This window comes from Pedobacter sp. GW822-FHT03F06, from assembly GCF_058801365.1.
The window spans coordinates 1-15960 of the sequence record NZ_JBXANE010000002.1; the positions used below are offsets into that span (position 1 = coordinate 1).

The 15960-nt window shown below is 38.9% G+C and carries 17 protein-coding genes; 10 read left to right on the top strand and 7 right to left on the bottom strand.

Going from position 1 to position 15960, the window contains the following annotated elements:
- Nucleotides 1-156: 156 nt before the first annotated feature.
- Nucleotides 157-537, bottom strand: a complete 381-nt coding sequence (locus AC1RJ8_RS02500) for a VOC family protein (protein ID WP_492952383.1) — start codon at nt 535-537, stop codon at nt 157-159.
- Nucleotides 538-652: 115 nt separating this feature from the next.
- On the opposite strand from AC1RJ8_RS02500, the gene AC1RJ8_RS02505 reads away from it, so the two are divergent.
- The 4 genes from AC1RJ8_RS02505 to AC1RJ8_RS02520 all read left to right on the top strand — a co-directional run bounded on the left by AC1RJ8_RS02505 (nt 653) and on the right by AC1RJ8_RS02520 (nt 5021).
- The gene (locus AC1RJ8_RS02505) at nt 653-1933 is read left to right on the top strand and encodes a replication-associated recombination protein A (protein WP_492952384.1); all 1281 of its coding nucleotides are present in this window, start codon (nt 653-655) and stop codon (nt 1931-1933) included.
- Nucleotides 1934-1999: 66 nt separating this feature from the next.
- Entirely contained in the window at nt 2000-3472 is a 1473-nt protein-coding gene (locus AC1RJ8_RS02510; protein WP_492952385.1) for a DUF5687 family protein, read from the top strand.
- 2 nt (nt 3473-3474) lie between these two features.
- Nucleotides 3475-4167 (top strand): ABC transporter ATP-binding protein, encoded by a 693-nt coding sequence (locus AC1RJ8_RS02515; protein ID WP_477579948.1) that lies wholly within the window; start codon nt 3475-3477, stop codon nt 4165-4167.
- Between the two features lie 176 nt (nt 4168-4343).
- Complete coding sequence (locus AC1RJ8_RS02520) at nt 4344-5021, top strand: YiaD family glycine zipper/OmpA-like lipoprotein (protein WP_029274435.1); 678 nt, start codon at nt 4344-4346, stop codon at nt 5019-5021.
- Nucleotides 5022-5644: 623 nt separating this feature from the next.
- Here AC1RJ8_RS02520 and AC1RJ8_RS02525 read toward each other — a convergent pair.
- A complete protein-coding gene (locus AC1RJ8_RS02525; RefSeq protein ID WP_131028267.1) occupies nt 5645-5989 on the bottom strand; it encodes a hypothetical protein in 345 nt (114 codons plus the stop codon).
- A gap of 105 nt (nt 5990-6094) precedes the next feature.
- On the opposite strand from AC1RJ8_RS02525, the gene AC1RJ8_RS02530 reads away from it, so the two are divergent.
- From AC1RJ8_RS02530 to AC1RJ8_RS02540, 3 genes are read left to right on the top strand one after another with little or no spacing between them, the layout of a single operon-like run.
- A complete protein-coding gene (locus AC1RJ8_RS02530) occupies nt 6095-7120 on the top strand; it encodes a Gfo/Idh/MocA family oxidoreductase (protein WP_492952386.1) in 1026 nt (341 codons plus the stop codon).
- Nucleotides 7121-7171: 51 nt separating this feature from the next.
- Nucleotides 7172-7945: a M90 family metallopeptidase gene (locus AC1RJ8_RS02535; RefSeq protein ID WP_492952387.1), complete on the top strand. Its 774-nt coding sequence runs from the start codon at nt 7172-7174 to the stop codon at nt 7943-7945.
- 16 nt (nt 7946-7961) lie between these two features.
- Entirely contained in the window at nt 7962-8852 is an 891-nt protein-coding gene (locus AC1RJ8_RS02540) for a DUF6263 family protein (RefSeq protein WP_492952388.1), read from the top strand.
- Between the two features lie 127 nt (nt 8853-8979).
- On the opposite strand, the gene AC1RJ8_RS02545 is transcribed toward AC1RJ8_RS02540, so the two are convergent.
- The 5 genes from AC1RJ8_RS02545 to AC1RJ8_RS02565 form a co-directional block, all read right to left on the bottom strand.
- Entirely contained in the window at nt 8980-9966 is a 987-nt protein-coding gene (locus tag AC1RJ8_RS02545) for an alpha/beta fold hydrolase (RefSeq protein WP_492952389.1), read from the bottom strand.
- Nucleotides 9967-10094: 128 nt separating this feature from the next.
- Nucleotides 10095-10952 (bottom strand): hypothetical protein, encoded by an 858-nt coding sequence (locus tag AC1RJ8_RS02550; protein WP_492952390.1) that lies wholly within the window; start codon nt 10950-10952, stop codon nt 10095-10097.
- A 3-nt stretch (nt 10953-10955) separates the two neighbouring features.
- On the bottom strand, nt 10956-11330 hold the full coding sequence (locus AC1RJ8_RS02555) for a GntR family transcriptional regulator (protein ID WP_492952391.1): 375 nt from the start codon (nt 11328-11330) through the stop codon (nt 10956-10958).
- 1 nt (nt 11331) lies between these two features.
- Nucleotides 11332-12129 (bottom strand): hypothetical protein, encoded by a 798-nt coding sequence (locus tag AC1RJ8_RS02560; protein ID WP_492952392.1) that lies wholly within the window; start codon nt 12127-12129, stop codon nt 11332-11334.
- Nucleotides 12130-12132: 3 nt separating this feature from the next.
- A complete protein-coding gene (locus AC1RJ8_RS02565) occupies nt 12133-12960 on the bottom strand; it encodes an ABC transporter ATP-binding protein (RefSeq protein ID WP_492952393.1) in 828 nt (275 codons plus the stop codon).
- A 231-nt stretch (nt 12961-13191) separates the two neighbouring features.
- Here AC1RJ8_RS02565 and AC1RJ8_RS02570 point away from each other — a divergent pair, with 231 nt between their 5' ends.
- The 3 genes from AC1RJ8_RS02570 to AC1RJ8_RS02580 all read left to right on the top strand — a co-directional run bounded on the left by AC1RJ8_RS02570 (nt 13192) and on the right by AC1RJ8_RS02580 (nt 15764).
- The gene (locus tag AC1RJ8_RS02570; RefSeq protein WP_057931607.1) at nt 13192-13587 is read left to right on the top strand and encodes a DoxX family protein; all 396 of its coding nucleotides are present in this window, start codon (nt 13192-13194) and stop codon (nt 13585-13587) included.
- 2 nt (nt 13588-13589) lie between these two features.
- Nucleotides 13590-14579, top strand: a complete 990-nt coding sequence (locus AC1RJ8_RS02575; protein WP_492952394.1) for an aldo/keto reductase — start codon at nt 13590-13592, stop codon at nt 14577-14579.
- 105 nt (nt 14580-14684) lie between these two features.
- Nucleotides 14685-15764, top strand: a complete 1080-nt coding sequence (locus AC1RJ8_RS02580; RefSeq protein ID WP_492952395.1) for an NADH:flavin oxidoreductase/NADH oxidase — start codon at nt 14685-14687, stop codon at nt 15762-15764.
- The last annotated feature ends 196 nt before the right edge of the window (nt 15765-15960 follow it).

Consider the following 15960-nt stretch of genomic DNA (forward strand, 5'->3'; position numbering starts at 1 on the left):
AACGCTTACCAAGCTTTCTTCTTGTAATACTATTTGAAAGAAGAAAAATCAGTTTGATAAACCAAAGGAGATGACGCTTTTTCTATATGCCTATCATGATTAAATAACACCTCTGTGTCAATCCGTGTTTCCGTGGCAAAAATCTTTGCGAGGAGTTTACAAATAATTACTCACCTCAATTAAATTCATATCCGGGTCGCGGAGGTAAATAGAGGTGATTTTCCCATTGGCGCCGGTGCGTTCTACAGGACCTTCCTCAATTTCAATGCATTTTTCTTTAAGTTCCTGCATCACTTCGCGTAAGGGGAAATCGGTAATGAAACATAGATCGGCCGTTCCGGGCATGGGTTTGAAAGCTTTTGGTTCAAACTCACTTCCATATTGGTGCAGGTTAATTTTCTGATTCCCAAATTTCAAGGCTTTTCTGTTTTCGCCAAATTCAATAATTTCCATTCCCAGGGCAAGGCTGTAAAACCTGCAGGTGCTTTCTAAATTGGCAACCGTTAGTACAAGGTGATCTAAGTTTTTAATGTCCATAGTAATAAATTAGAACTAAAGCATTCGTCCTTTTGTTTTAAAACAGTTATGCTTTCAATATTTGGTTAGTAAATTATCGACAAACAAAATACTCAATTTTTATATATTTACCATTATGCAAAACCTGCCCCCTTTAGCCGAACGTATGCGCCCTCAAAATCTCGATGAATATGTTGGGCAACAGCATTTAGTTGGAGAAGGTGCGGTTTTACGCAAAGCGATCGAAAGCAGTCAGCTCCCCTCCATGATTTTTTGGGGACCTCCAGGTGTGGGTAAAACAACTTTGGCCTATATCATTTCGCAGGCATTAGATCGTCCGTTTTTTAACCTAAGCGCCATTAATAGTGGTGTTAAGGATATTCGGGAGGTGATCGATAGGGCCGCACAGCTGAAGGATAGTTTTTTAGGCCTTCCCATTCTGTTTATTGATGAGATTCACCGTTTTAGTAAATCGCAACAAGATAGTTTGTTGGGCGCAGTAGAAAGAGGCTTGGTTACCTTAATTGGCGCAACAACCGAAAATCCATCTTTCGAGGTGATCTCCGCTTTACTTTCCCGCTGTCAGGTTTACATTTTAAAATCCTTAACCGAAACGGAGCTGGCGGGTTTATTGGAAACAGCCATTAAAAAAGATAGTATTCTTTCAGCGAAGAATATTTCCATAAAAGAGCACGAAGCACTGATCCGTTTATCGGGTGGTGATGCACGGAAATTGTTAAATGTGCTCGAAATTGCCATTAATGGCATAGGCGGAAATAAAATTGTACTCACCAACGAAAATGTGCTGGCGCATGCGCAGCAGAACCTTGCGCTATACGATAAAGCCGGAGAGCAACACTACGATATCATTTCGGCCTTTATTAAATCCATCCGTGGCAGCGACCCGAATGCTGCCGTTTATTGGCTTGCGCGTATGATAGAAGGAGGGGAAGATCCGCTGTTCATTGCCCGTAGGTTACTGATCTTGTCTTCAGAAGATATTGGCAATGCCAACCCTAATGCCCTGCTTTTGGCCAATAACTGTTTCACTGCGGTGAATGTAATCGGTTATCCGGAGGCGAGGATCATCTTATCGCAGTGTGTAACCTATCTGGCGAGCTCGCCTAAAAGTAATGCATCTTACGAAGCCATTAACAAAGCACAGGCTTTGGTTAAACAAACAGGTAACTTGCCCGTGCCTTTGCATATCCGTAATGCACCAACCAAACTGATGAAAAATATCGGTTATGGAAAAGATTACCAGTATTCGCACGGATATGAAGGCAATTTTTCGCCACAAGAATATTTTCCGGAAGAATTAAGCGGCACTAAACTCTACGATCCGGGGAAAAACCCTGCAGAAGAGAAGTTGCGTGAAAAGCTTAAGCAGAACTGGAAAGACAAATACAAATATTAGTGTAACATTTTCTGCTGAATGCATACTAATAGATATATTGACTAAAATCAAACACCTAAACTAAATATGCTGAGTACTTTTTTAAGCCATCAAAGAAAATCTTTCTGGCGTTCGCGAAACAGGGGCAGTAGTATTGCTGGCCAGATTGTTTTGGGTTTTTTTATGCTGTATTTTTTTACGTTGGCACTTGGAGCTGGCTTAGGTATGTCTCATTTATTGGCCTACTTTTTCCCAAATCAAGATGTAATTAAAAGCTTCAACGGAATTATCCTCTATTATTTTGCATTCGATTTTATCATGCGCATGCAGTTTCAGGAGTTGCCAACATTAAGTATCATTCCTTACCTGCATCTCAAAATCCAGAAGAGTAAGATCATTAAATTTTTAAATGTTAAAGCACTCTTCTCGGCATTTAACCTTTGGCCATTTTTTATTTTTCTGCCTTTCTGTTTTATCAAAATTGCTCCAAGCCTTGGTGCAGTTACCACCATCATGTACATCGTTTCGATATTTTCGATCATGATTTTTAACAACTACATGGTGTTGTATATCAAACGGAAATCAATCACCAATACTTTGTATACTTTTTTAGGCCTGGTGGTTATTGCTGCCTTTGCTGCTTTAGAATATTATAAGGTTATTTCGATCATGGCAGGTTCTGATGTGGTATTCAGGGCCATCGCAGCACAGCCTTTATATGGCTTTGCCTTTACAATTGCTGCGGTTGCTATTTTTTACTTCAATTCTAATTTCCTGCGTAAAAATTTATATGTAGAAGAATTAAGTACAAAGCAAGAGAAGAAGGGGAGTACCGATTATGCTTTTCTTAACCGCTTTGGTAAAGTGGGCGAACTGGCAGCTTTAGAGCTGAAATTAATCCTTCGCCATAAACGCCCCCGTTCTTCGGTTATTCTTGGTTTCTTCTTCCTTTTCTATGGGTTTATCTTTTATAAGGAAAAAGCAATAGATCGCGATGCTTTCGGACAAATGATGTTTGGTGCTATTTTTATGACAGGTGTTTCGATCATTATTTATGGCCAGTTTATGTTTGCATGGCAAAGTGCCCATTTTGACGGAATATTAGCCAATAAAATCAATTTTAAAGATTACATCAGGGCTAAATTTCTACTATTTACCATTGGCTGTACCATTATTACCTTATTGGCGAGTTTTTACGGGTTTTTAAGTCCAAAGCTATTACTCTTACACCTGGCAGCCTATTTATACAACATTGGTTTTGGTACCGTAGTGGTGCTCTATCTCGCTACATTAAACTATAAAAGACTGGATATCACCAAGGCCGCGAGTTTTAATTACCAGGGCACCGGGGCTACCCAATGGTTGTTAATGTTTCCTTATGCACTTACGCCAATATTAATTTATGTGCCATTCGGCATATTAAATAAACCTTACTGGGGGTTGGTAGCCGTATCTGTTTTTGGCCTGGCCATGTTATTGTTGCGGGGCTTTTGGGTTAATTACATTGCAAAAAGATTAGAGTTACAACGTTATAAAATAGCCGAAGGCTTTAGAGAATAATTATGATTTTAGAAGTTAAGAATTTACAAAAAGTTTATGGCGATAAAACCGTTGTAAACATCGAAGATCTGCAGATTGCTGCTGGCGAAACCGTTGGCTTAGTTGGAAATAACGGCGCTGGTAAAACCACTTTCTTCCGGATGCTTTTAGATTTGATCCGCCCAACTAATGGCGAGGTTTTATCAAAAGGCGAAAATGTAATGCACAACGATAACTGGAAGAATTATACTGCATCATTTTTGGATGAAGGTTTTCTGATTGATTATTTAACCCCTGAGGAGTATTTTATTTTTATTGGCAGTTTGAATAACTTAAGTGTGGCTGATGTTTCTGCCTATCTGAGCCAGTACGGTGAGTTCTTTAATGGGGAAATATTAAACAGTGGAAAGTACATCCGCGATTTTAGTAAAGGAAACCAGAATAAAGTAGGAATTGCGGCTGCCCTGATGCAGAAGCCTGAAATTTTAATTTTGGATGAGCCTTTTGCCAACCTCGATCCAACTACGCAGATCCGATTGAAGAAACTGTTGAAAGAGCAAACAGGCAACATGACCACCTTTATCTCCAGTCACGATTTAAATCACGTTACCGACGTTTGTAACCGGATCATATTGGTTGAAAAAGGGCAGGTAATTAAGGATTTTAAAACAGATGAAAATACATTGAAAGAGTTGGAGAGTTATTTCTCCGCTTAGTTTTTGTACTAAGAATGATACATTATCAAAGAGTCTCCATTATTCGGGACTCTTTTTTTGTGCTGATAATTTTTATTTAGGGTAAAATTTGGGCAAAACAGACAGAAAATACGGTTCAATAACTTTTTGGCATTGTGTTTGAATATATGGAGTAGAAATTATAAATCTAGATTATTATGAGTATTTCAAAAGTAAGAATAGCAACATTAAGTATAGGGTTAGCAGTAGGTTCGATGGCATTCCAAAGTTGTGATAGTTTAACTAAAACACAAAAAGGAGCTGGTATTGGTGCTGCAGCTGGCGGTGTTATTGGTGCATTGATCGGTAAAAAAGCCGGTAATACAGCAGTAGGTGCCTTAATTGGTGGTGCTATTGGCGGTACAGCGGGAGCTTTTATCGGCCGTAGAATGGACAGACAGGCAGCTGAAATCCAGAAAGCTATTCCTAACGCAGAAGTTATTCGTGAAGGTGAAGGAATTATTGTAAAATTCGACAGTGGTATTCTATTCGATTTTGATAAAACGGCTTTAAAAGATGCAGCTAAAACAAATATCCAGAGTTTAGCTTCTTCATTAAATCAATATCCTGATACTGATATCAAAATTATCGGTCATACCGATAGCCGCGGTACAGAACAATATAACATGGGCCTATCGGAAAGAAGAGCAGCAGCAGTTAAAGCTTATGCCGTTTCTCAAGGCGTTCCATCATCAAGGTTAGTTACCATTGGTAAAGGTTTTGCTGAGCCAATTGCAGATAACGAAACTGATGCTGGCCGTGCAGCTAACCGTCGCGTAGAGATTGTAATCGTTGCTAACGATGCATTAAAAGCGACCGCGCAGAAACAAGGATAAGATTGCACGCAATTTCCCTCTACCTATGAGGTCATTATAAATGCAGCCCCAGTGTACATCCACTGGGGTTTTTTTGTGTTGTCAGATGTCGCCATCAAACGTAGGGTAGTTGTGTTGTCAGATGTTACCATTTGGCACTAGTTAATGAATTAGTCTGTTTTTTGAAAATCAGGTTCCTGTGTGTATCGGTTGCGAAAGCCCTGCTATCCACTTCAAGCCTCCACTTCGTTACGGGCTTTCCGTTTCTATCAGGTTTAGTTATCTTGGGTTTGGTGCTGGGCAGGCCAAACTTCCGAAGTTTCACTTAGGCTAAGGTCGAGGCCAAATCGGAAGTTTTCTAGCGCACCTGCAACCCCAAATACTTGCACAAACTGAATGATCTAAACGGGATTGAAGCGACATCCTTCCAATCCCGATTCTTCATCGGATTGGGAGATATAGCGAAAAGCCCGACTAACTTAAATAGATGTAAATGGCCTTGCTTTCCAAAACCTCTAAATGATCGTGTCGGATAGCAACATCCAACACCACGATGATGTTATGAAATCTATTGTGCCGTCAGATGTTACCATCTGATGGAGTAGATTGAGGCCGGATAGAAATATCCAACACCACGATAGGTTCTAAGAATAAATATCTTCGAAATAACTTACCACAAGCGATTTCATCAGCATTTCCTGCTCGAGCATGGTATAGGGAGGTATTGCTTTAATTAACTTCCAATGGGGCCAGCCGTCCTGATCTAAGCCCTCAAGCTCATAAAAGCCCATTTCGCTCAATAAACGGCAGGTAGCAATGTGCATCAGTTCCTCTTTTTGGCGTTTACTGTATTTCTTTGGTCCTTTGCCCAATTCCTGAACGCCAATTAGAAAAAGCATTACTTTTAAATCAGGAAAATCTGAATCAAATTCCTTTGAAATCTTTTCCTGTAAAACTTTCCACTTGGCATTAATCTCCGATGGCTTCATATCTTGCAAAGATAAGGTAAAAAGGTGTAAGGCCTAAGTAAAAGCTTTGCGGTTTTAACATTAAAGCTTGAATCGTAATTGTATTTTTAGCTACATTTATAACCTATGGATACGAATATCAATAAAACAGTTAATGCGGGTTTATTAGCTTATGGCATGTCGGGGCAAGTTTTTCATGCTCCCTTTTTACAGGCACATAGTGGATTCAATTTAAAGGCTATAGTAGAACGCAGTCAAAAAAAAGCGGTTAATAATTACCCAAATATTACAAGTTACAACAGTGTTGATGAACTTTTGAATGACGAGGAAATAGAATTGGTAGTCATTAATACCCCTAATAACCTGCATTATGAACATGCTAAAGCGGCATTAATCAAACATAAACATATTCTGGTTGAAAAACCGTTTACAGCAACGGCTGTACAGGCAAAAGAACTTTTTGAACTCGCCGATAGTGTAGGGAAACAAATCTTTTTCTACCAGAACCGCCGTTGGGACAGTGATTTTATCGCGGTGAAAAAGGTAATTGAAAGTGGTAAACTGGGTAAGCTGGTTGAAGTTCATATGCGTTACGATCGCTATCGTAATGTAATTGGCCCAAAGGCATTTAAAGAAAACCCGATAGCGGCCAGCGGACTTTTATACGATTTAGGTCCACACTTGTTAGACCAGGTAATCAGTCTGTTTGGCAAACCATTAAGTTACCATAAAATTCTGGGGAAAAATAGGGTAGGTACTTTGGTCGATGATTATTTCTCGATCCAACTGAGTTATCCAAATAGTCTGCAAGTTTTTGTTACGGCGAGTATGTTGGTGGTAAATCCGCAGGCGGGGTTTGTTTTACATGGCGTAAATGGAAGCTTTATTAAACAAAGAACAGATATTCAGGAAGAACAATTGCTGGCGGGTATGAAATTAACCGATCCGGGCTATGGTGTTGAGCCCGCAAGTAAAGATGGTTTATTAACAACTATTGATGCTGAAGGCCATAAAACCGAGGAGACGATTCCATCAGAAGTAGGAAGTTATTTGCCGCTTTTCGAAGCCGTTTATCAAGCAATAAACAACAATAAACCATATCCGGTTACACGTGAGGATGTTTTGACCCAATTAGAAATTATCGAAAGCTAATATAAATCATCATCCAACCTGTGTAATCCCCTAATCTGTGTAATCCCATTTATGAACTCGCTTCCACTTGCCTACTTAATTCCTATTTTTCTAATTGCCCTTTATCTTATCCTTAAAAAAAAGAAGGTGGCTATTGATCCTTTAACGGATGTAGACAAAAAGATACTGGATGATTACGTAGGGTATTACCATAATCTCGATTCGACCGATAAGCTGCGGTTTGAGCAAAAAGTGGCCGCATTTTTCAGTACGGTTAAGATAGAAGCGGTGGGTTTAGAAATGACAACATTAGACGAATTGCTGATTGCTTCAAGTGCCGTGATCCCGATTTTCGGTTTTGACGACTGGCAATACAAAAACTTAACCAGCGTTTTATTGTATCCGGATACTTTTAATAAAGATTTTCAGTTTGAAGGTGGCGAAAGGAACATTATGGGTATGGTAGGTACAGGCTATATGAATGGACAAATGATTTTATCGCGTTCGGCCTTGCGACATGGTTTTTCTAAAAGTGCAGGGAAAGAAAATACGGCTATACATGAATTTGTACACCTTTTAGATAAATCTGACGGCGCAACAGATGGGGTGCCGGAGAATTTAATTGCACATGAATATACTTTGCCCTGGATTAAAATGATGCATGAGGAAATGGAGAAGATTGAAGACAATAAATCGGATATTAATCCATACGCGATCACCAATCAGGCCGAATTTTTTGCTGTAGTTTCTGAATATTTCTTTGAAAAACCAGAGCAGCTAAGGGATAAACATCCAGAATTATATTTTCAGTTAAGCCGCATTTTTGCGCAACAGCCTGCAGGTTAAAATGATCAATCCACTAATGAAAATATTTGCAACAGTTATCTGGAGTTTAGTCTCTATATGTGCCTTTGCACAGAAAACCTATGTGCTAAGACAAAATTATCCAACGGGCTATAAGTACGATTTTACAATCGCTTCCGAACAGATTATTAACCAGAAAATTGCTGGCCGGGATGTACATTTGACCCAAAGCATTGGAACGGACTATACTTTTGATATTACCGAAGGCCATAGTGGCGAAAAGGATGTAAAAGTTACCTATAATAAGATTTTCATTAAATCTGTAGCAATGGGCAACACCATGAGCTATAGTTCAGATGATCAGGACAGTTCCAAAAAGAATCCTTTTAGTGGTTTTAAGGGTGCTTCTTTTTATATGACAGTAAGCCCAAATGGTGGGATTAAAACAGTTGCTGGCATAGATAAAATGCTCGATAATATGGCAGCCAGGATGACTAAAGATACTAGTCAGGTTAAACAGATTAAAAATGCTTTAAGTAAACAATTTAGTAATGAGGTGGTGAAACAAACCATGGAATCGTCGTTTAAAATTTACCCCGATAAACCGGTTAAAATAGGCGACAGCTGGACCGTTGATACCAAAATGCAGCTGAGTATGCCCATTGAAACGATTACACAATACACATTGAAGGAAGTGAAAGAGGGTATTGCTATTTTGAGCGTAAAAGGAACATTGGTCTCAAAAGGAAATTTTGAAGTGATGGGCAACAAAATGGAAACTGATTTACAAGGAACCAACTCGGGAGAAACTTCACTTGATATGAAAACGGGAATTGTGCTTAATAGCCACCTCCGTGTTGAGCTGTATGGTAAAATGAAATCGATGGGGCAGGACATCGATTTCGACATGCAAGGCATTAATAAAATTGTAGGGAAAGAGGTTAATTAGAAATTAAGTTCGCTATTTCTGCTGTCAGTCTGAGCCTGTCGAAGACCGTTATTCTTAAAAGAAATCAAAAAAGATTTTCCTTCGACAAGCTCAGGATGACATCTTTTTTGATTTGACTTCTTTCGTATTACAAACTACCAGTTAACGCTACCAGAAATTCCGTCGGGATTTCGATATGCGGAATATGGCCGCAGGCATCAAATTCGATAATTTTAGCACCGATAATTTTGGCTGCAGTCTGCTTTCCTAAAAGTTTATACTGCCCATGTAATGCCTGTTGATCTGGCGTAAGCAGCCCTTTGCCCACAATGGTTTTGTCTTCTTTACCAATAAACAAAACAGTGGGTACTTTTAAATTCTGAAATTCGTATACCACAGGTTGTTCATAAATCATGGTATAAGTTAACGCGGCAACTTTAGCCCAGCGCGGGTAGTCGGAGCTATTGGTTACGCCTCCGGCAATACTCACCAGGTACTCGTATTCAGGTTTCCAATAGGTAAAGTAGGAGCCCTGGTAATACTTTCGTACGCTCTCAGCTGTTGTTTTAAGTTCTGTTTGGTACTGTTGAGCAGTAGTGACATAAGGAATGAAAGTTTTATAATCTTCTAATCCGATTGGATTTTCGAGTAAAAGTTTTTCAGTCGTTTCCGGGTACATCAAAGCAAAACGTGTAGCCAGCATACCGCCCATACTATGACCTAAAACTACGGTCTTTTGAACGCCTAGCGTATCTAGAAGTCGTTTATTCCAGCTAGCCATTTGGTGGAAACTGTAATGGATAAATGCTTTAGAAGATTTACCAAAACCAATTTGATCAGGTACGATAACCCGGTAACCAATATTTGTAAGTGCTTTAATTACATTGCCCCAGTAATAACCTCCAAAATTTTTCCCATGGAAAAGGATGGCTGTTTTTCCATTGGCTGCTGCGGTTGGTGCAACATCCATATAAGCCATTTTAATATCTTGCCCTTCGGTGTGGATAGGAAAATATTTAACCGGATATGGGTATTTAACGTTATCAAGGGTGATAGATAGGGTGTCTGTTTTTTGTGCATGTACATGGCTAAAAACGAACAGGCTGAGGGCAAATAAAAGAAAATATTTCTTCATGATTGGTAATGATGTAAAAAACTAAAAAGCTAATTGGCCCAAGTTAAACTTTTGCCAATTAGTTAGCTTAAAAATCATGCCCTTTTTGCAAAATCACAATATATATGTGGTCTTAATCACACTAAACTTTATTTGATCAATTGTTTTAAATTAACAGTAGGAATCTGAATTGTAGTTTCGTCAGAAAGATTTCCTTTCGCTGTGTTAATCCTGATGTGCTGAAAATTGACATCGTTCTTACCTATACTATTTAGCGAGAGTGTTTCTATTGGGCCAATGTTCTTATTTTCTTCATTTTTAAATTCAGCTTTTGCATCCTTCACTTTTAGATCAACATTCCGGAGCGGCGTGTTATTCACAGTTAAATACCCCGAATTGATGTCTGCCCGGATATTTTCGATTTTTGCATCTTCGATGGTAATCTCAGGAATCACTATATATTGTGGATCATATGTAGTTTTCTTGGTCAAGCTCAAATTTTTGATTTTCATACCCTCACCAAACCTGAAGTTTATACCTTTTGTGATCTCTACATTTAAGCTATCAGTATTAGCCGATAACGCATCAATCGATACATTGTTAAAAATAATTCCTTTTAAGTTTGGGGAAAAAATCAGCAGTGTTCCATGCTGGTAATTGCGTTCTGCCTTTAAGGATATATGAAGTTTCCCATCTTTATCTACCTTATATTCAATATAAGGAGCAAGATCGTTTGTTGCTTTAAACAAAAACTTATCATTGGCAATTATTTTTATATTAAGATAAGATGATTCTGAGCCATTAATTACCACATTTTGAAATGCCTGGACAGGATATTTTTTGATATACCGACCTGCTGCACCATCTGTTGTCTCGGCTCCCATCAACATTTTGTTATAGGTTTTATTGTCGATCCGGTTTACTTTGGCAATCAAGATCATAACCGTTAGTGGAATGATAAGTAGTGCAATTGCCAATCCTATTAATAATTTATTGCTTGTTTTCATCTTTTAGGCATTAAAGTTTTGTGATATGAAAGTTTGATAACGGGATTTTAACTCGTCGAAATCAATTTCCAACAGATAGAGATTTCTAAATAAGTTTGGCAGTTCATCTTCGATGAAGCTGGTTTTCCGGTATTGTTTTACCTGATCGATGGTATTATCAGCCAGAAAAAAACCAATCCCTCTTTTATTGTTCAGGATGTTTTTGCCCTGTAACAATTCGTAGGTACGCATTACTGTATTGGGGTTTACTTCCAGTTCTACTGCCATTTCCCTTACAGAGGGTATTTTATCTTCGGTCTTCCATTTGCCCAACAATATCTGCTCACAAACGTATTCAGCTATCTGCAGGTAAATGGCCTTGTTATTGTTAAATTCCATTTCAGGCCTCCTTTTCTTTTAAACGTATAAATGAGATGAACCATAATGCCAAGGTTAAAAATATGCCTATTAGGCTCATTACAAGGGAGACGTTGTTCTTATCTTGCCAGTATGGGCCACCAACCCAAACGGTATTGTCAGTTAATCTGTTCATTACAAATATTATGGAGGTCACCCAGAGCACCACAAATGCCATTACGGATATAGCCGTTTTAATGTAATGGAAGTTCTGGAAAAAGATAGAACCTAATAGGAAAACAGCATTGATCAGGAATGGCACATAATAAAACTGATAAAACTCTTTAACCGTTGTAGTTGAGAAAAAATAAGCTAAATTATCTATAACTACTTTTTTGCCCTGGTAATCGGTGTAGCTTGCTATTAGTGTATGTGTTGCCCTAATAGATGAAACAAAAGCAAGATCGATCAGATAGAAGCACAGAAGATAAGTAGGGATTGCAATAATTAAGGTGTAAAATATGGCGCTTAAAAATTTTTCAACACCTGATGCCGGAACCAAAATGTTAATAATTGCTTTCGGTTTTTGTCCTAGATGCATAAAATAACTGTTTGCTATAATGCTTACAAATAAAAGTCCTGTGATCAGGAAAAGGGGGTATCTAAAATTTAAAGTGTTGGATGAAAGGTGTTGTAGATTATTATCAGTTAAGTTTATGGCATAAAATAAAGCCAAAACCCCAATTAATACACCAAAACTGATTAAATAGATTTTTCCAAACTCAAGCCATTGTCTTTTAAGCAATAAGCCAAATCGATTGATATTAAAGGTATTGTTCATTGCTTAACTGAATAAAGGTTTAAATTTGATTTTTTCGGTAAGTATGGCATTAAAAAGAAGTTCCATATCTAATTTGCTTTCTTCCTGGTGATAGTTCGGCATAACGGCATTATAGCCAGAAAGTGATGCCTCGGCATAGATGATGCTGTCATCGAGTTCTTTAACTTTCTTGAAGGTTAACTTGGCCGTAATTTCTTCTACTGAAGCTTTAAGTGCAACGTCATTTTCGTCAAGCATAATCACCGTGTCGATCAAATTGTCCAAATCTCTGACCTGGTGGGTGGAGATGATGATGCAACGTTCATCTGTCATGGCAGAAGCCATAATTTTTCTAAACTGTGCTTTAGAAGGAATGTCTAAACCATTGGTAGGCTCATCCATAATCACTAGTTTGGCTTGCGTAGCCAATCCGAAGGCGATAATTACTTTTTTCTTTTGGCCATAACTCATATTGATGAGCTTCTGTTTAACCGGAATATCAAATTCCTTAATCAGATCGGTAAAATACTGATGATCGAAATTTTTGTAAAATGGAGCGTTGGCTTTTAAATAGGCATCTATTTTAACCGGAGGCAAATAAAACTCTTCTGGTATAAAACAGATCTGCGCTAACAGTGCTGGCTGTCTTTTGGCAGGATTAAAGCCCATTACATCCAATGTGCCACTCTGCGCATGTACCAAGCCGGCCAGGTTTTTTAGCAAGGTGGATTTACCTGCTCCATTTTTTCCAAGCAAACCGTAAATATGACCATTGCTTAACCGCATGCTCATATTTTTAAATAATGGCTTATGCTTGCTGTAGCCAAAATTAAGATTGTTAATGTTGATCATATCTACTGTATTAGTTAAATAATACACTAATGTATGATCTATTTTGATATTGTCCAAATTATTTTGAAAAAAAAATGGCGCTAAGCGAATAACGCTTGGTGTTTTCATGCCTATCGCTCCACGCGCTCCGCCCTTTGCTCCGCCACGGGGAGGTAAAATATCAGTTTAATAATCGTTGCATTAAAACATCCTTAATGTGGAGATTGTATGTTTGTAGTATATCGATATAGTATGGATACAAAATGGGCATATTTACTTAGCCGCTTGGCAATTGGTTTAAGTTTTTTCGGACATGGTTTGGTACGTTTACCAAAACTTTCAGGTTTTAGCCATTGGATGGTAGGGCAATTTTCAAAATCGTATTTACCGGATGCATTGGTCATTCCCTTCAGTTATATTTTGCCATTTGCTGAATTTATAGCGGGGCTAATGATTATATTAGGATTATTTACAAGGCAAGGATTATTATTTGCGGGAGTAATTTCTTTAGCGCTTATTTTCGGAACAACAATAATTGAGAATTGGGAGGCACTACCTTCTCAACTCGTCCATGTGGCATTTTTGTCGGTACTACTCGCTTACTTGCCGCATAACAGCTATGCGGTTGATAAAATCATTAAAAAATAATTATGGAATACAGAAAAATTGGAAATTCAGATTTGGAACTTTCAGTAATCACTTTTGGGGCCTGGGCAGCCGGCGGATGGATGTGGGGAAGTACAGATAGAAACGATGCGATTAATGCAATTAAAGCAGGTTACGATTTAGGGGTTACATCAATCGATACCGCTCCAATATATGGTCAGGGCGATAGTGAAGAAATTGTGGGCGATGCGATAAAAGGCATCTCGCGCGATAAATTACAATTGGTAACCAAATTTGGGATGCGTTGGGATCTGGCCAAAGGCGATTTCGGCTTTAAGAGTAAAAACAACGACGGAAAAGAGATCGATATTTATAAATATGCCGGAAAAGAAAGTGTAATTTATGAATGCGAACAATCTTTGAAACGCCTGGGCACCGATTACATTGATCTTTACCAGATCCACTGGCCAGATATAACCACACCGATAAGCGAAACTTTCGAAGCGGTGAACAAGTTAATTGAGCAGGGTAAAGTGCGTTATGCGGGCGTATGCAATTATAATATAGCACAATTAAAAGAGGCAGATCAAACGCTAGAAATTATTTCTAACCAGATTCCATTTAGCATGGTAAACCGCGGTGTTGAGGAGGAAACTGTTCCATATTGCATCGAAAAAAATAAATCAGTTTTGGCTTATAGTCCGATGGAGCGCGGTTTATTAACCGGAAAAATGACCGCCGATTATAAATTCGAAGAAGGTGATCACCGTCAAGGAAATAAATTTTTCACACCAGAAAGTATCGAAAAAACAAATTCATTTTTAGCTAAAATAAAACCTTTGGCCGATGAGAAAAAAGCTACCCTATCCCAATTGGTTTTGCGTTGGACGGTTGAACGCCCAGGCATTACCATTGCTTTGGTTGGCGCAAGGAATGAAAAGCAAGCTGCACAAAATGCAGAAGCAATGAACGTAAAATTAAATGCTGAAGAAATTCAGCTTATCAATACAGCATTAAAGAACGCTGGTTTTTAAATTTCAACCGCATAGAAAAGAAGGAATACGCAAAGAACACAGAGGTTAAGGTCTTTGATTTCTTTGCGAAAAACATTGCGTCCTTTGCGGTAAAACTAACAAGATATGTCTAAATTATTTTCGCCTTTAACCATAAAGGATGTAACCTTAAAAAATAGAATTGTTATTTCGCCAATGTGCCAGTATTCTGCAGTTGATGGTTTTGCAACCGATTGGCATTTGGTGCATTTAGGAAGCCGTGCCGTTGGTGGTGCAGGTTTAATTATCCAGGAAGCCTCTGCAGTAACTGCCGATGGAAGAATTACCTATGCCGATCTGGGCATCTGGAAAGATGAACATGTAGCCAAATTAAAACAGATTGTTTCGTTTATCCATGATAATGGAGCAATTGCAGGCATTCAACTGGCGCACGCAGGTAGAAAAGCCAGCTGTGAGGTGCCTTGGAATGGAGGTGAGCAGCTAGCCTCAGGTGAAAACAGCTGGAAACCAGTTGCACCATCTCCAATTTCTTTTAAGCAAGGACAGGTGGAACCGCATGAATTAACGATAGCAGAGATTCAGGATATTGTTTTTGCTTTCCGGGCAGCCGCTAAACGTGCATTGGCTGTAGGCTATAAAGTTGTAGAAATACATGCTGCACACGGTTATTTACTGCATCAGTTTTTTAGTCCGCTGAGCAATAAACGTACAGATGTTTACGGTGGAAGTTTTGAAAACCGTATTCGTTTGGTAATTGATGTGGTTGAAGCCGTACAATCGGTATGGCCAGAGAACTTGCCTTTATTTGTTCGCATTTCTGCAACGGACTGGACGGAAGGTGGCTGGAACGAGCATGATTCGCTACAATTAGTTGCGGTTTTAAAAGATCGTGGAGTCGATTTAATCGATGCTTCGTCGGGAGGAAATGTGCCTGATGCTTTTATCCCTGCTGGACCAAATTATCAGGTTCCTTTTGCTGATAAGATCAGGAACGAAATTGGCGTTTATACAGGTGCGGTAGGCGTAATTGTAGAGGCAAAGCAGGCGGAAGAAATTTTAGAGCAAGGCAAAGCCGATTTAATTTTTATTGCCCGCGAATCGTTACGTGATCCTTATTTCCCTACACATGCGGCGCAAGTGCTTGGCGATGATACCGAATGGCCAAACCAGTACGTTAGGGCTAAAAGAGAAACATTTAAGAAATAATTGGGTTTGGATAGCAACCTCAAATAAATTGGGCGTCATCTTGACTGAAGCGCAGTCCCGAACATTCGGGAGAGAGATCTGTCTATGCAGATTTCTCGGCTCCGTTATACTTCGCTCGAAATGACGACCTTTCTATTGGAATCCGTCGACGATAGCGAAATGACGATTAATCTTAGATATACTTAAACAAAAAGCG

Excerpts from the sequence above, each read along its gene's own strand:
- AC1RJ8_RS02500 (WP_492952383.1), bottom strand. The coding sequence starts at position 537 with ATGGACATTAAAAACTTAGATCACCTTGTACTAACGGTTGCCAATTTA.
- AC1RJ8_RS02505 (WP_492952384.1), top strand. The coding sequence starts at position 653 with ATGCAAAACCTGCCCCCTTTAGCCGAACGTATGCGCCCTCAAAATCTC.
- AC1RJ8_RS02510 (WP_492952385.1), top strand. The coding sequence starts at position 2,000 with ATGCTGAGTACTTTTTTAAGCCATCAAAGAAAATCTTTCTGGCGTTCG.
- AC1RJ8_RS02515 (WP_477579948.1), top strand. The coding sequence starts at position 3,475 with ATGATTTTAGAAGTTAAGAATTTACAAAAAGTTTATGGCGATAAAACC.
- AC1RJ8_RS02520 (WP_029274435.1), top strand. The coding sequence starts at position 4,344 with ATGAGTATTTCAAAAGTAAGAATAGCAACATTAAGTATAGGGTTAGCA.
- AC1RJ8_RS02525 (WP_131028267.1), bottom strand. The coding sequence starts at position 5,989 with ATGAAGCCATCGGAGATTAATGCCAAGTGGAAAGTTTTACAGGAAAAG.
- AC1RJ8_RS02530 (WP_492952386.1), top strand. The coding sequence starts at position 6,095 with ATGGATACGAATATCAATAAAACAGTTAATGCGGGTTTATTAGCTTAT.
- AC1RJ8_RS02535 (WP_492952387.1), top strand. The coding sequence starts at position 7,172 with ATGAACTCGCTTCCACTTGCCTACTTAATTCCTATTTTTCTAATTGCC.
- AC1RJ8_RS02540 (WP_492952388.1), top strand. The coding sequence starts at position 7,962 with ATGAAAATATTTGCAACAGTTATCTGGAGTTTAGTCTCTATATGTGCC.
- AC1RJ8_RS02545 (WP_492952389.1), bottom strand. The coding sequence starts at position 9,966 with ATGAAGAAATATTTTCTTTTATTTGCCCTCAGCCTGTTCGTTTTTAGC.
- AC1RJ8_RS02550 (WP_492952390.1), bottom strand. The coding sequence starts at position 10,952 with ATGAAAACAAGCAATAAATTATTAATAGGATTGGCAATTGCACTACTT.
- AC1RJ8_RS02555 (WP_492952391.1), bottom strand. The coding sequence starts at position 11,330 with ATGGAATTTAACAATAACAAGGCCATTTACCTGCAGATAGCTGAATAC.
- AC1RJ8_RS02560 (WP_492952392.1), bottom strand. The coding sequence starts at position 12,129 with ATGAACAATACCTTTAATATCAATCGATTTGGCTTATTGCTTAAAAGA.
- AC1RJ8_RS02565 (WP_492952393.1), bottom strand. The coding sequence starts at position 12,960 with ATGATCAACATTAACAATCTTAATTTTGGCTACAGCAAGCATAAGCCA.
- AC1RJ8_RS02570 (WP_057931607.1), top strand. The coding sequence starts at position 13,192 with ATGGATACAAAATGGGCATATTTACTTAGCCGCTTGGCAATTGGTTTA.
- AC1RJ8_RS02575 (WP_492952394.1), top strand. The coding sequence starts at position 13,590 with ATGGAATACAGAAAAATTGGAAATTCAGATTTGGAACTTTCAGTAATC.
- AC1RJ8_RS02580 (WP_492952395.1), top strand. The coding sequence starts at position 14,685 with ATGTCTAAATTATTTTCGCCTTTAACCATAAAGGATGTAACCTTAAAA.